Origin of the sequence: Stenotrophomonas sp. 169 (assembly GCF_014621775.1) — a bacterium.
GTDB lineage: Bacteria > Pseudomonadota > Gammaproteobacteria > Xanthomonadales > Xanthomonadaceae > Stenotrophomonas.
The window spans coordinates 3,563,381-3,578,582 of record NZ_CP061204.1 but is presented as its reverse complement, the minus strand read 5'-3'; the positions used below and the strand labels follow the sequence as shown (position 1 = coordinate 3,578,582).

The 15,202-nt window shown below is 56.1% G+C and carries 10 protein-coding genes; 9 read left to right on the top strand and 1 reads right to left on the bottom strand.

The annotated features are described in order from the left end of the window. The first annotated feature begins 2 nt into the window (after nucleotides 1–2). On the top strand, nucleotides 3–1,271 hold the full coding sequence (locus ICJ04_RS15730; RefSeq protein WP_188325113.1) for a three-Cys-motif partner protein TcmP: 1,269 nt from the start codon (nucleotides 3–5) through the stop codon (nucleotides 1,269–1,271). 131 nt (nucleotides 1,272–1,402) lie between these two features. Then, nucleotides 1,403–1,531, top strand: a complete 129-nt coding sequence (locus ICJ04_RS18510; RefSeq protein ID WP_275138268.1) for a hypothetical protein — start codon at nucleotides 1,403–1,405, stop codon at nucleotides 1,529–1,531. Nucleotides 1,532–1,659: 128 nt separating this feature from the next. Here the strand turns inward: ICJ04_RS18510 and ICJ04_RS15725 are convergent, their stop codons facing one another. Next, nucleotides 1,660–4,971, bottom strand: coding sequence for a DUF3883 domain-containing protein (locus ICJ04_RS15725; protein WP_223202914.1), 3,312 nt, complete (start codon nucleotides 4,969–4,971; stop codon nucleotides 1,660–1,662). A gap of 202 nt (nucleotides 4,972–5,173) precedes the next feature. Here ICJ04_RS15725 and ICJ04_RS15720 point away from each other — a divergent pair, with 202 nt between their 5' ends. From ICJ04_RS15720 to ICJ04_RS15690, 7 genes are all read left to right on the top strand, one after another. Beyond that, the gene (locus ICJ04_RS15720) at nucleotides 5,174–8,074 is read left to right on the top strand and encodes an ATP-dependent DNA helicase (RefSeq protein WP_223202913.1); all 2,901 of its coding nucleotides are present in this window, start codon (nucleotides 5,174–5,176) and stop codon (nucleotides 8,072–8,074) included. After that, nucleotides 8,071–9,930 (top strand): site-specific DNA-methyltransferase, encoded by a 1,860-nt coding sequence (locus tag ICJ04_RS15715; protein ID WP_188325110.1) that lies wholly within the window; start codon nucleotides 8,071–8,073, stop codon nucleotides 9,928–9,930. The genes ICJ04_RS15720 and ICJ04_RS15715 overlap by 4 nt, the downstream gene beginning before the upstream one ends. Next, entirely contained in the window at nucleotides 9,923–12,637 is a 2,715-nt protein-coding gene (locus tag ICJ04_RS15710) for a TnsA endonuclease N-terminal domain-containing protein (protein ID WP_188325109.1), read from the top strand. Before ICJ04_RS15715 ends, ICJ04_RS15710 begins: the two co-directional genes overlap by 8 nt. 30 nt (nucleotides 12,638–12,667) lie before the next feature. Then, on the top strand, nucleotides 12,668–13,081 hold the full coding sequence (locus ICJ04_RS15705) for a hypothetical protein (RefSeq protein ID WP_188325108.1): 414 nt from the start codon (nucleotides 12,668–12,670) through the stop codon (nucleotides 13,079–13,081). Nucleotides 13,082–13,094: 13 nt separating this feature from the next. Continuing rightward, complete coding sequence (locus ICJ04_RS15700) at nucleotides 13,095–13,628, top strand: hypothetical protein (RefSeq protein ID WP_188325107.1); 534 nt, start codon at nucleotides 13,095–13,097, stop codon at nucleotides 13,626–13,628. 108 nt (nucleotides 13,629–13,736) lie between these two features. After that, entirely contained in the window at nucleotides 13,737–14,153 is a 417-nt protein-coding gene (locus tag ICJ04_RS15695) for a hypothetical protein (protein WP_188325106.1), read from the top strand. A 380-nt stretch (nucleotides 14,154–14,533) separates the two neighbouring features. Further along, the gene (locus tag ICJ04_RS15690; RefSeq protein ID WP_188325105.1) at nucleotides 14,534–15,103 is read left to right on the top strand and encodes a DUF4224 domain-containing protein; all 570 of its coding nucleotides are present in this window, start codon (nucleotides 14,534–14,536) and stop codon (nucleotides 15,101–15,103) included. The last annotated feature ends 99 nt before the right edge of the window (nucleotides 15,104–15,202 follow it).

Below are 15,202 nucleotides of genomic sequence, written 5' to 3'. Positions count from 1 at the left end.
CGATGGCAATTTCTCAGTATCGCTGGGACGAAGGGAAGCCTGCCACGATCCAGCAACACAGTATCGCCAAGCATGAGGTGCTGCGAGAGTATCTGGTCGCTTACCTTCAGACCCTTGTCGTCTCACCTGCTCAGGATGTTCTGACGGTCACACTGGTTGATGGCTTCGCGGGCGGTGGAATTTACATCCACGAAGACACTCGTGAACTCGTCCTGGGATCACCCTTCGTATTTCTCGAAGCTGCGAAGGAAGCTCAGGCACTGGTCGCTCTGGGCCGGAATAAGCCCCTGCATTGGAATCTGGATTACTTCTTCGTCGAGAGGAACCGTAGCGCCCATAAGCTCCTGGCGTCAGAGTTGACCGAGCATGGTTATGGTGACAGTGTCGGCAAGGATATCCATCTCATCCACGGTACGTTCGAGAAAAACGTTGAACAGATCATGGGGTTCGTCGGGCAGAAGAGCCCGCGAAAGGGGCGCTCCATCTTCCTGCTCGATCAGTACGGCTATGCGCAGGTTCCGACGTCGCAAATTCGGTCGATCTTCCAGACGCTACCTACCGCCGAGGTAATCCTGACCTTCGCTGTGGATGCCTTCATCAACTTTGCCAGCGACTCCGCGGCGACACAACGAAAACTTGAGAAGCTTGACCTTCCAGACGTCCTCAAGGGGCGAACTTTCGAAGACATCAAGCGGAACGAGAGGGATGTCAGGCTCTACATCCAAAGTTGCCTATACCAGGGTTTGGTTGAGCGCTGCGGTGCCAAGTTCTTTACTGTCTTCTTTATTCGCACCACCGGGCATGGAGATTACTGGCTAGTACATCTGTCGCAGCATCCGCGCGCCCGCGATGTCATGACCACCGTTCACTGGAACAAGAACAACCACTTCATCCACTACGGCGGCGCGGGGCTGGATATGTTCCGTGCGTTGGGATACAGCACCCGTGATGATCAGTCCTTCACAGGCCAGAACGAGCTTGGCTTCTGTTTTGACGGTGCTGCCGGTGATGCCACCGTCAATGCCCTAGTCAATCAGATATCGCCCTTGGTCCATGCGCGTCCCGATGGCATCTCCTTTGGGGAACTTTTTTCCAGCCACTGCAATAGTTCTCCAGCGGACAGCGCAAAGTACAGAATGGCGCTGGAACAGTTGGTGTCGTACAAGGAGATTGTCATTACTTCCTCAACAGGGGCGCGAAGGCTTCGCGCCAGCACAATTGGTGGTCGCGATGTTCTGACTACGGCCAACCAGCGAGTCTTCAGTTTCTAGACTGCAGGTAGTTAGTCGCCGGATTCGCGATTGAACTTAGTTTCAAAACCATACTACCTCCTTGAAGCTGGTCGGTTCTGGCTTCGCGCACGGCGCTGCGCGGGTAGCGCCCCACAGGGGAGCGGATGAGGATGAAGAGCAAGGTCGAGCTGATTTACTGCGTGATGGTCGTGGCCACGGCCGTGCTGGCCGGTGTCATGAGATGCACCACAAGCGCGGCCTGCAGTCGATGCGGTGGCATGGTCGATCCCTACGACTGACACCCGACAATCTTTGGTACTTCGCACAAGGCCCGGCAGCGTGGATGCGTAGACGCAGAGTCTCGGGTTGTCCGTCGCGGATCAAGCGGTGGCGGGACTTGAGCAGTTCGGCGGAAGTTGTCGGCATGTCACGCGCCCTCGGTGGGCGGATTGGTCAGTGCGATGTGCTTCCAACCCTTGTCGAAGGTGAAGGACTTGGCATTGCCCGCCGGGTTCTGGATGCGCAGGATGCGGCGTTGTTCCGGGACCGTAGCGAATTCGACAACGTACAGCCAATACCTGTTCTGCTTTTGGAGGGCGTGCTTGAACTGAGTGTGGGACAACGTGACCGGGCGATGCTCAAGTGATTCGGTCATCGCTTTGATCTCTATCCAGCGAACGGGCAGATTGCTGGCATCCTTCTCCAGCAGGTCAAAGCCGGGGTTGCCGGCTTCTGTTTTGTGCAGGTGCGGCTCTGCTTCGATGATGTGCTTGATTGCCTCGGCTTCGATACTCATGCGTTGCGACTGGTCGAGTCCATCAGGATCGTCTTCTGCCTCATCGGGACGAGTGCCGACGTAGGAGATGAAACGCCGACCGCCCAAACTGCCGGGAGTGCGCTTGCCATGCTCTCGCGTGCCGAAGGGCGGGCCGCCACCAGAAGGCGTACCGGGGTGATAACCTCCATTCCCATCTGAGCGGCTATCGCCGCCCGGCGATGCGCCGCGGCCAGCACCTTCGTTGATGGGATGCGTGGGGCGATCGGCTTCAGCATCGCCGCTGTCCGGATCGTAAGTGCCTTCGGGGATTTCAGGCACATCAGGCCCGTACAAGTCGATGTTCTTGTCATAGACGGAATCTCCTGGCGCAGGACGGTCAGGATCATCAGCAGTGGCGGGCGCAGGTGCGTCAGGTGCTTGTGGCGCAGGGCGGCCCTCAGGAGACGTTGCAGCGTCTAGGCTGTCATCCACCAGCGATGCAAGGGAAATTCCTTGTCGTTTCAGTTTAAGCAGTAAATTCAGTTCACCTGGATCAATGCCGATTTCTTCCGCCAATTGGTCAATGAGGTCGGGTCTAAAGATGATCTTGGATTGCAGGAAGGGATTGGCTTTCCAGCCCGTTGCCTCGAAGGCGATGTTCTTCGGCTGATAGAGCTCGCCCTTGCTGTCGGGAATCCAGGAGGATTCCGTCAGAAGTCGAACGAAGGAAGGCGGGAAGTTCGCATGATAGGGGGCTCTATTTGTCCACCAATAGGTGCCAGTAAAGAAGTGCTTGGCAGCATTGGATTCAAGCTCCTCCAGCGTTTCCCAGATTAATTTCGCACGCGCGATGCACTCATCTGCTGGGAGCGTCGGAAGAAGCGCAACAATCTGATCAAGCCCCTCGATTACCCAGTCCTGATCTTTGTCCGTGCGCCAGGTTGATGCTGGATAACCGGATGCAATCTGCAATTCACGGCGCTTGGTGAAATCCAACGAATTCCTGATTTCCTTCGGACGCAGATAGCGCGATGCTCCTGACGCGACCAGAACGTTGCGAACGTCTTCACCTCGCAAGCAATCGTAGTCGTCATCCACCACGAAGATACCTACGGCCCCTGAAAAGAGCCGCTTCATGCGATCCGTGGCTATGTAGGTATTGCCAGGGAGTCCTCTGTACCCGTTGCCATCGCCGCAATCTACTACCATCAAGAACGAAGTTCGCTTCAGTCGCTCAACGAGCTGGGATTTCTTGATTGTGGAGTCCGCCATTTGGTACGCGGATGCAATCTTTCCGATGTCTGAAGCATACGCCTCATCGTCGATCTCAATGGTTTCGGCTTCGTATTTCGGCAAGATATTTCGGATTACGTCGTCAACTGGATCAGGTTCGCCGATGCCAAGGGCTTTTAGGAATTCGATAGCATCTTCGGATTGGCAAACTGAAGCCAGAACCGTAGGAAAGCCAGTGGGGGATCCTGTCGGCAGGAAGGCCCGAGGCTCGCCTCCGGGTGTTTTACCTGATACGTGCGAGCCATTCTCGAGTCGGACGATGGGTGTGTTAGACAGTAGCGACTTGACTGTTCCCTGATCCTTCAAGAACTCGTACATGCCAGCAATCCACTCATCGGATTGCGCCTCAAGGAATTGCTTGGTCAACGTCGGGAAGATGTCGCGGGGGCGAACTTCCTTGACTCCAAGCTCTTTAGTCAGGTAGTTCCAGATATCTGCCGTGCGCCTATCTGTGATTTTCCCAGTGAGCCAATGAGTATTCTCGATTTCGTACAATGCTGAGATCTGATCGCTACTGAAAAGTTCGGCCAATCCTGCTGAATCAGCTAGTTTCGATTCTTCGGCAAGCGAATAGCCGCCATCGTTGTTCGGCAAGAAGGGCTGTGCCTTGAAGGCTTCCAGCGTCGCCTCAAACATCGGCGAGAACAGCCTGCCATCGGGGAATTTGACTCTGTCCAGCGGCAGACAGCGCAAAGCATTCACGTCCAATCGGTTGTTGTCGCGCAGCCAAGTCATCGCTTCGACCAGCAGGGACGCAGCTTCAGCAATCAGCCGGTGATTCCAAGGCTCATCGTTTCGAATGTTGTCGCGGCTGGGCGTGCTCTGGAACGGGCCTTGCAGGTAGAAGCCGAGGTTGGTTTGGTAAGCCGTCGGAAAGAACACCACCAAGGGCGATGCCGGTAGTGGTTGCACACCCCACTTGGATTTGTCGTCTTTGTCGGTGATGACCGAGAAGGCCAGTTCGACGCGGCCTTTGCCCACGTCCCGGTGGAACACCAGCCAATCTTGGTCGATGTCCGCTTGGCCGGTGGCTTGGCCGATCAGCTTGATCCGGCTGACGTTGTTGCCCAACACTTCAGGATCGTCACGCAAGTACAAGCCCGATGCGCCGCCCTCGATGCGCCAGGAAATTTCCCGGATGTGACGTAGGAACAGCAAGGAGCTCGCCCCTAGCGCCTTGAGGCCTGCACCGATACGCGCCTTGAACTTGGCGGAATCCGCCTTCAGCGGAAGGAGGATCTGGGTTTCGTCGGCATCGCGGCGCGTCCGCTCGGCCTGTTTGGGGAACAGGTATTCCTCGATGACGAAGTCTTCGTCGCCGGAATGGATCTCTGGCAAGTCCGAAACCTTGTAAACCGACTTGAAGCCCAGCCCGAAACGGCCAATCGAGCTCTCGTCCTTGGTGCTTTCGGAGATGTCACACACGCTGCGCACGTCGTTCTCTGTGAACGGGTGGCCGTAGTGGGACAGCACCAGCCGGATATCGTCCAGGATGAAGTTGATCTGCCGGGAGCCCTTCCAGCCCTCGTCACGGCGCTTGAGCGCGTCCTCGGTGTTTTGGAGCAACTCGTAGATGAAATGGGTTTCGTCATCGTAAAGGCCGGCAGCTAGGTCGCCGGACTTTTTCGCCCCCTTCTTGCCGTAGTCCTCGCGGTTCTGCCGGCAAATTTCCTCGTAATCTGATGCCACCGTCTTCCCCCTAAAATCCGTTCCCGTTCTGCCGCCCGTCAAGGTAGCTGAACATTACCCATTCTCGCCATATCATGCGACCATTGAGGGCCACAGAAGGGTAGATCGGCAGCAGTTTCCGCATGAAGGGCGAAAAAGTCTTGCCAGCGGGGTTTTTAGGAAAATCAAGGGGATGGGGATGCCGGGGGACGAGGCGACACTGTTGAGCAAGGCCAACCCGCGGCAGCGGGAAGCCATCCTGACTACGGAAGGCCCGGTGCTCATCATAGCGGGGCCAGGGTCGGGCAAGAGCTTTACCTTGGTCGAACGCATCGTCTATCTCATCACCCAGAAGGGGGTAGCCCCCGAATCGCTGCTGGTCGTCACCTTCACCGACAAGGCGGCGCGGGAGCTGACCACCCGTATCTCAAACCGACTGGCCGAAATGGACATCAAGTTCAATCTGAACGAGATGTACCTCGGCACCTTCCACTCCATCTGTCTGCGGCTTCTGGAAGAGCATCAGGAATACACCCGCCTCAAGCGGAGCTTCACCCTGTTCGACCAATTCGACCAGCAATACTTCCTGTATCAACGCATCAAGGAGTTCCGCGCCATCGCGGACGCCAATCTGGTCATGGGCGACGACGGCATTGGCCGCTGGAACCAGTCCGAGAACCTGTTGCACTGGCTCAACAAGGTCAGCGAGGAACCACTGGACTCGGACGCGCTGGCAGAGGCTCCGGAAGTTGAGGTGAAGGCGCTGGGGCTGCTGTTCCGCCGTTATCAGGAAATGCTGGCCGAGAACAATGCGCTGGACTTCTCCGGCATCCAGTTCGAAGCGCTGAAACTGCTGGAACAGCATCCGCACGTATTGGAGGCTGTGCGCGCCAAGCTGTCCTACCTGATGGTGGACGAGTATCAGGACACCAACACCATTCAGGAGCGGCTGTTGTTGCTGCTGGCTGGCGAGAAACAGAACCTGTGTGTGGTTGGCGACGACGACCAAGGCTTGTACCGCTTCCGTGGCGCGACCATTCGCAACATCCTCGAATTCCCCAAGCTGTTTGCAGAGGGCAAGTGCAAGCAGGTCAGGCTGGCGGTCAACTACAGATCACACCCGGACATCATCCGCTTCTACAACGAGTGGATGCGCGAGCAGGCGTGGGGCGATGGCGAACGTCAGTTCCGCTACGACAAGCAGATCCTGCCGCGTGAGGCTGAGTTCGCGGAAGTGCCGGCCGTCCTCAAGCTGAGGGCATCCGACCCTGTGGGCGACAGTGCCAACTGGTACGGCGAAGTGCTGGCTTTCCTCAATGCGCTGAAAGAGGCCGGCAAGCTGACCGACTGGAACCAGGTTGCCTTCCTCTACCAGTCGGTCAAGAGCGATCGGGCGCAGGACTTGGCGCGATTCCTCGAAAGCGCAGGTGTGCCGGTGTATTCGCCGCGGTCCAATATGTTCTTCGAGCGCGAAGAAGTGCGGCTGATGATCGGTGCGCTGATCTTCCTGTTTCCGCAGTACTCCAAGGTGCGGGTGTGGGCCGAGGGTGCGACCCTGCCGATCTGGGGCTACTTCGACCACCAGTGCTACAAGCCCTTCACCGACGAACTGCGCAAGCCGGAGAACAAGGCGCTGTTGGAATGGGCACGTCCGATCGCGAAGCGCCACATCGTGTTGACGCAGAGTACGGACTACGCCTTCTCCGGGCTGTTCTACCAGTTGTTGCAGTTTCCGCTGTTCGCCCGCTATCTGGGCGAGGAGGCCACGCAAGGCGTGGACAAGGGCCGTGCGGCGCGCAACCTTGCCAGCTTCTCCAGCCTGTTGACAAAATTCGAATATCTGCATCACGTCAGCGTGTTGAACCCGGAGTGGCTGGATCGGAACCTGATCGCCCTGTTCAACCAGTATTTCCGCTTCCTCAAGGACGGCGGCATCGGCGAATACGAGGACGTGGCCGACTACGCGCCCAAGGGCTGCGTGAGCTTCTTGACCATCCACCAGGCCAAGGGACTGGAATTTCCGGTGGTGGTGTGCGGGTCGATGGAATCTACGCCACGCAAGCAGCATCGCGATATGGATGTGCTGCTGGAAGAAGGCGGCTACTTGTCCAAGGCAACCTTCGAGCCGCTGGAACGCATCAAGACCTTCGATTTTTGGCGGCTGTTCTACACCGCCTTCTCGCGGGCGCAGAACCTGTTGGTGCTGGCCGCTCAGCAGCGCGAAGGCAAGGGCCAGCGCCGTGCTCCGTCGAAGTATTTCGAGTGCATGTTTGATGCGTTGCCGAAGTGGGGGGACGTGGACCTGGGGGGTCTCGACTACGAGTCGGTAAAAGAGATCAACCTCAAGCGCGAGTATTCCTTCACCTCGCACATCACTGTGTTCGAGAACTGCGCCGAGCAATACCGTTTCTTTAAAGAGCTGGACTTCGCGCCTATCCGCGAGAGCCAGATCCTGTTCGGTACGTTGGTACACCAAACCATCGAGGACATCCACAAGACTGTGTTGCGCGGCGAGCAGGCTGCGCTGAATGCGGGCATTATCGAAAGCTGGTTTTCGGCAAACTACGCCACGCTCTCGAAGAAGGAGCGTGTCTACCTGGCAACTGGTTCGCAGCGGGCGGCACTGAACCACATCCTGCGCTACTTCGAGCGCGAGAAGGGCCACTGGGACAGGATCAGGGAGGCCGAGGTCGAGATTTCGCTGGTCAAGGACAGCTACATTCTCAAGGGAAGCGTGGACTTGATCCGAGGCGAGAACGATACGGTCGAGATCATCGACTTCAAGTCGGAGAAGAAGCCCGACATGGAGAGGGACAAGGAACGGCTGAAGCAATACCAGAGCCAGTTGGAGGTGTACGCCCATCTGGTCGAGGAGCGCACCGGACAGAAGGTCAGCCGGATGCACCTTTATTACACCGGCGAAGAAGGCGGCAACCCTTACGTCTCCTTCCCAAAGGACGACCGCGCCATCGGCAAGACCATCGCGCGGTTTGACGACATCGTGGCACGCATCGAGCGGCAGGACTATCAGATGGCGGCGCGGCCGGCCAAGTTATGCGTCGAGTGCGACATGCGGGCCTATTGCGACAACAAGAATTGGAAATTCAGGAAGACGGGAACATGAGCAAGATAACAACCACCGAGCAGGGCAATCTTGGACTGGGCACGCCGGACGGCGGCACTAACGTCGAGAAATACGAGTTCGAGCCGATCAAGGGCTATCCGATGTTGAACTGGCGCGGCAAGCGTCCGTTTACAGCGACGCAGTTCTATCCGGCGCAGCTGAAGGAAGTCCACGGCGAGGAGGTGGACGGCTGGCGCAATAAGATTTTCTGGGGTGACAACCTTCAGGTGATGGGCCATCTGCTGAAGCAATTTCGCGGCAAGGTCGATCTGATCTACATCGATCCTCCGTTCGACTCGAAAGCTGACTATCGGAAAAAAATAAAAGTCAGAAAGAAGGATGTCGAATCAAGCAACACGACGTTTGAGGAAAAACAATACACGGACATCTGGAGTAATGATGAATACCTCCAGTTCATGTTCGAGCGTTTGATCCTGCTGAGAGAGCTGCTTTCCGAAGAGGGCGCAATCTATTTACATTGCGATTACCGGAAATCTCATGAGCTTCGCTGTCTTTTGGATGAGGTTTTTGGGAAGGACAACTTCCTCAATTCAATCGTTTGGATGTTTGGAACCAGAAGCTCAATTAAAACTTCGTGGAAGCGTAGTCATCACGACATTCATTTCTACAAGAAGAGGAAAGACCCAGTCTATAACTGGGATGATGGGATGGTGATTGAGCCTCTGTCCGAGGCCACCATTAAGAAATATAGGCTGGAAGACGAGAACGGAAAATATCGGCTAAACGGTCGATTTCTCAAAGAAAGCCCAATTAAGGGCGCCAAGGATGTTGACCAAAATTGGGAAATTTCGCATCCGGAATTGGTAGTTCGGGACTACTTGCGTGAGGGCAAAGTAGCTAACGACTATTTTTTCATTGACATTGAAAATCAATCCTCAGACAACCGAACTGACTACCCGACTCAAAAGCCAGAGCAGCTCCTTTACAAGCTAATCTCAGCCTCCACTAAGCCGGGCGCGCTTGTTTTTGATTGCTTTATGGGGTCGGGGACCACACAAGCCGTTGCCAAGAAGCTGGGCAGAAGGTTCATCGGTGCAGATATCAACCTCGGCTCCATTCAAACGGCATCCGCACGGCTTCTTAGAGTTCAGGAAGAGAGTCAACAGCACTCCATTGATGAAGATGAGTTCTCGCAAGCAGGATTTGAGGTCTACAACGTCAATCACTACGACGTTTTTCGCAACCCCGCTCAAGCGATAGACCTTTTGATCGAGGCACTTGAGATTCAGAAGCTTGAGTTCAGCACAGTGTTCGACGGCGAGAAGGACGGCCGCATGATCAAGATCATGCCGGTCAACCGTATCGCCACCCGCGCCGATCTAAACGAGCTGATCGCCGGCTTCGACTACAAGGCCTGGGAACGTCGCAAGGCCGAAGCACCCACGCGCCCGGTCGAAAAGGTCACGCTGGTCTGTATGGGTCACGAGCCCGACCTGGCCGCGCAACTGGTGCTGGCCGCCAAGCCCTACATGATCGACGTGCAAGTGGTGGACATCCTGCGCGACAAGTCCAACCTTGAGTTCAAGCGCGATTCCGAAGCCAAGGTCATCATCAAGAACGGCGAGCTGGTCATCGAGAAGTTTTACCCGATGAACTTGCTGCAAAAGCTGTCCTTGCAGAAGGAATCGACCGGCGACTGGCGCGAGCTGGTCGAATCCGTGCTGATCGACTGGAACTACGACGGCGCGGTGCTGCAACCGGCTGAGGTAGATATCCCGGACAAGAACGAGCTCGCCTCCGGCAAGTACAAAGTGCCGGCCGACGCGGGCACCATCCGCGTGAAGATCACCGACCTGCTGTCCGAATCGTGGGAAGGAAGCATCGACAATGGCTAAAGGCACGCGCAAGGCCAAGGAAACCACGACGAGCGTGGCCGCCTCGCTCGACTTCGCGTTCTTCCGTTTCCTGTGGCAGTTCTACCAAGCCAACAAGGGCAAGATCCGCCAGAACTATCGCGAGCTGACCCGCAAGTTCCTCGACCACAACGACCCGGAGAAGAACCCCAAGGCCTTCCTGCGCCAACCGCAGTTCGAAGCCTTGGAAACCTACGTCCTCCTGAAAGAGTTCCTGGGCAACGCCAAGGTCGAGGAAATCTTCAAGGCGTGGTATGAGCGCAGCGGCAAGTTTGAAGGCCGCCTGTTCGGCTCGTTCCGTGGTACTGCTGGGCAGGAGATGTTCCAGTTCGGCGACTCGGATGAACTGGAGCTGACCTCGTACAAGACCCTGTTTGACCGGATGCGCAAGAACAGCCGGATGTACCCCAACTATATCTTCGCTCTGACAATGGGCACGGGGAAAACCATTCTGATGGCGACGTGCATCTTCTACGAGTTCCTGCTCGCCAACAAATTCCCGAAGGACGCCCACTTCTGCCACAACGCACTGGTGTTTGCCCCGGACAAGACGGTGCTGCAATCGCTGAAGGAGATCGAAGGGTTCGACCTGTCGCTGGTTGTGCCGCCGGAGTACGTTGCGTGGATGACAGTGAACCTGCACTTCCACTACCTGGAAGAAGCCGGCACCTCGCTGGACACGATGGACAAGTCCAAGTTCAACATCATCGTCTCCAACACACAGAAGATCATTCTCAAGCGCCAGCACAAGGACAAGAATGCCACCGATAAGCTGTTCGGGGCTACGGCGGAAGTCCTCGCGCCGTCTACCGTGTACGACGATAACGCCGACCTCTACGGCTTCGACCAGCCCGAGGACGAGGCCGACCTGACCACCAACCAGCGTTTCGAGAAGCTTCGCCGGCTGGAGCAATTGGGCGTCTATGTGGACGAGGCCCACCACGCCTTTGGCAAGAGCCTGGCCAAGGACATGGGCGTTGGTCAGAAGGAAACCGACACCAGCCTACGCACCACGATCGACGAGCTGGCCAAGAGTCTGAAGAACACCGGCACGCACGTCGTGGCCTGCTTCAACTACACCGGCACGCCCTATGTCGGACGCGAAGTGCTGCCGGAAGTGGTGTATGCCTATGGCCTGAAGAAAGCCATAGACAAAGGATTTCTGAAGAATGTCGAACTGCACGGCTACACCAACACTCGTACCGACGAGTTCGTGGACATCGCCATAGAGGAGTTTCTCAAGCAAACCACCGACCTGAATCCCGAAGGCCTACGCCCAAAACTAGCCTTCTTCGCCGCCACCGTGGACGAGCTGACCGCCGAGCTGAAGCCTGCCGTTGAGGCCGCGCTCATCAAGCACGGCATCCCCACCTCACGCATCCTAGTCAATGTGGGTGACGACAAGATCACCTCAAACGACGACATCCGTGAGTTCAACAGACTTGACACCGAAGGCTCCGAGAAGCAGTTCATCTTGCTAGTAAACAAAGGCCGCGAAGGCTGGAACTGCCGTTCCCTGTTCGGCGTCGGATTGTTCCGTCAACCGAAGTCCAAGGTCTTCGTTCTGCAAGCCACCATGCGCTGTCTTCGCCAAATCGGTCAGGCCCAATACACCGGCCACGTCTTCCTCTCCAAGGACAACCTGAATATTCTCAACGAAGAGCTGCTGCAGAACTTCCGCGTCAGCGCCGACGAATTGCAGAAGAAGGACACCAACAAGGAGTGCGTGAAGATCAAGGTTGTGCTTCCGCCGGTACAGATCAAGCTGGTGCGCGTACGCAAGCAGTTCAACGTTACTGAGAAGGCGCTAACGCATGGCGTCGCCCTAGGCATGGATCGGTCGGAGGCAGAAGCCTGGAAAGATCTGACTGAGAAATACCACCTGTTGGAGATTCGGCAGGAGGGTCTGAGTCTCGAAGATGCCATGCAGTCCGGCAACATCGAAACCCGCGACCTGACCAACCGCCGCCAGAAGCGCGAGTTCTCGCGGCTAACCTTGGTAGCGGAGATTGCTCGCTACCTCAACCGCAATCCGTTGGATGTGGAAGACCTGCTGGATTCCACCAAGGAAGGCACTGAGGAGCTAGTCGCCATCACCAACGAGTTCAACGAGCTGCTCTACGACGAGATCATCCCGCGTCTGTTCAAGCTGCTCTACGACTTGGACGAAACAAAGGAAACCGAGGAGCACGAGGTGGAGCTCATCAAGCTGCCACCACAGGGCTACTATGAGGTCAATGCCGCTAAGGACAAGATTGTGCGGCAAGCCGACAGCAACGTCACCGACGAGTTCAAGGGCAAGAGCTTCCATCTGGATGCCTACTGTTTCGACTCTGGCTCCGAGCAGAAGGTGTTTTGGGAGCTGATCCGCAGCAACAAGGTCAAGAAGGTGTATTTCACCGGCATGTTGACCCACGGGCAGTCCGACTTCTTCATCCAGTACATCGACCCGGTTAGCCACACTGTCCGTAGCTATTACCCGGACTTCTTGTTCGAGCGTGTCGAGGATGATGGCAGTACCAAGTACGTCATCGTCGAAGTGAAGGCCGACTACCAAATCGACGATGCCGTGGTGCAAGCCAAGAAAGACTTCGCCAACCAAATCGCCGTCGCCAGCGGCATGGAGTACATGCTGATGAAGTCGACGGATGCTGATGCCAGCAAAGTTGCCTCCCTCCTCAACGCCTGACCAGCGCTCACTGCCATTCGTTTTGCCTACATGAACGACAAGAAATCCAACGCAGCCAAGTCTCGCTCAGCCCAAGATGGATTCGTTGAACCCTTGCGTGCGGAGCCGTCGCAGGAAGTGCCACCGGTAGTCACCGCCAGAGTCAGGCGGCATTCCGAAATGGGGTCGCCGCACAAAGGGAAGCCGTTCCCCTACCGTAAACTGAAGTTCACTGTCGACGATTTGGGGCCGAGCTATTTCGCAGTAGAAGATCAGCCGCTTTTCGCCGCGGAAAAAACGAAACCAGCGACAGAGTTTGACGGCGGTGAAGGCATCGGACAGCCCAATCGGTACTGTATGAGGCGCATCGCAGATATCGATTGGAAAAAATACTCACCCTCTGGACAAGATCCACTTCTATTCCTGATCAAAAAATGGGCGCCAGCTTTATGGCCGCATCGATGACCGGAACCAGCTCGTGGCGCTGGCCGTAAAGGAGCGTGGTGACTATTGGCCTGTTGTACAGTTCTGTGAGTCGTTGCAGCTTTTTGCCTTGGATCACGAACTCATTTCCGAGGTGCTGGCCACGGGCGAGTCGCAGCGAGAGTCGTTTGGGAAGTACGGTCTTTGGTATGCGCGTCAGGAGCATGGCCCGGACATACTGGCTCCGGACAAGTTCGAAAAGTGCATTTTGATTCGGAAGTACATGATCAAAACAACTTTCCTGAAATCTCAGCGTAATGAAAACGGGCTTTCCCCTCTCATCTCACTCTTCTTCACTCCGAAAGGAATGATCAAGGAAGCTTATATCGACAGGGAGCCCAAGGCCCAGACCATTCTTTACTTCCCGGTCCAGCAGACACTCACGCGGGAGAGCATTTGGTTCAACGAGGATGACCTCAAGGAATGCCCCATCACACTGGCCAACCTTAAGCTAAACAGGAGTTACAAACTCCTGCATAAGGATGTTTCCCCTGCAATATATTGGATGTTTCAAATTGCTTACAACTGAAATGCGCTTGGGAGTATTCCTGGGGGCGTAGATCAGGTCAGGAAGAGTCTTGAGGTTTTGCCTGGGAGTCTTACCGATGATTTCGGCACTTCTATCAGGTCGAAATTGATGAGCGGACATTGTGCAAGGTCTGCTTTCAAGCTGATTGAGAAAGCGGACACTGATGGTGGGTTGGGGTCTGGTGTTGGGAAATTGCAGGACACCAGAGTGGCGGATCAAATGAGGTGGGCGCGCTTCAAGGCTGACGCAGATTTCATCGGTGACGACCTGTCGAAAGCCATAGGCTTGGCTGATGTGTGGGCAAGTCGGATGCTGGTCCTTGATGAAGACTTTCCAAGCGGGAAGTCTGGTCCAGAAGTGCGCAACCCAAAACTTAGTAGGATGGCGGCGGAGTTCTGCAAGGAAGTTTGCAATTACTTTCCTAACGGCGAAATAAAACTGCTCTTCCAATTAATAACCGGGCGAGAGCTTCCGCAGTCAATGAAGGAGGAATTCGAAAAGGCCATAAAGCCGCGATCTATATAGTATGAAGCTGGGGGCGGCAAGGCCATAAGCTAGTCGCAACCGCCGAGCCTGCGTCTGCGTGCTCCAAGCGCATCCAAGACCGCGCAGCGAGAAGGGACTTGGTTGCGGGCGCTTGGCGCCCAGAATGTCCAGCATCGTCCGCATACGTCCGAACCTTTCTGACTCAAAAGTGAGTCAGAAAGTGAGTCGAATTCCTATTTGGCGGATGTATATTAAAGTAGAAACAACAAGATGCGCTTTCTATTTGGTTGCTGGTGGGACATTGACGTTTACAGGCGTCCAGCGAAGTCCACTTGCATCGTCCTACGGCAAGCGGTCGGGGCTCCAGTACGACCTGACTCGCCCCTTCCGATAGGGCGCTCCAACAAGGCGGTAGTCTGATGCCAGAAAAGCTCTGCTTGACACGCGACGAGATCAAAGCGATGGCGCGCAGCCCGCGGAGGGATGGCCAGCTGCGTTTCTTCCGGCAGAACGGCATCCGGCACTACATAGACGGCAAAGGTTGGCCCGTGGTGTTGCTTATAGCTGTTGCATTCGCCCTAGCTGGCTGTGAAGGCGAGCGAGGCGTCCCCGACGATAATGAGATCATGAGTCCAAGCGATGCGCACATGATTCCGGAGAAGGAGCGTGCATTGGTGGAGGCGGCCGCGAAGAAGGGCGATCTCGAATCCGTGAGGCGCTTGATCGCGCACTATGAGGCGCTCTCGGGGAGCGACGAACTTGCCGAGAAGTGGAAGGCAACCGCTCGCGAGCTTGGTGATTCGAACGAGCTGTACTTCTACGCATCAAGTACGGTCTTGGCGGCAAGGCGTGAGAGCGATGCAGCGAAGCGACATGCAATGCTGCTTGATGCCTTGGAGGCGGCCAGGCGATCCGATGCAAGTAAAGCCAATGCAGCTGCACAGCAGCTCATTCTTGAGGTAAGGCGGCAAATGGAGGTCGAGCCGTAGGTCCGCAATTGTCCGGCCGTGGTATGCAGAGTCTGCTGGTCAAAGGAACGGTCGCGAGGCCTGACACATAGGAGTGAGCTGTGATGGAAGCCCAGGTGG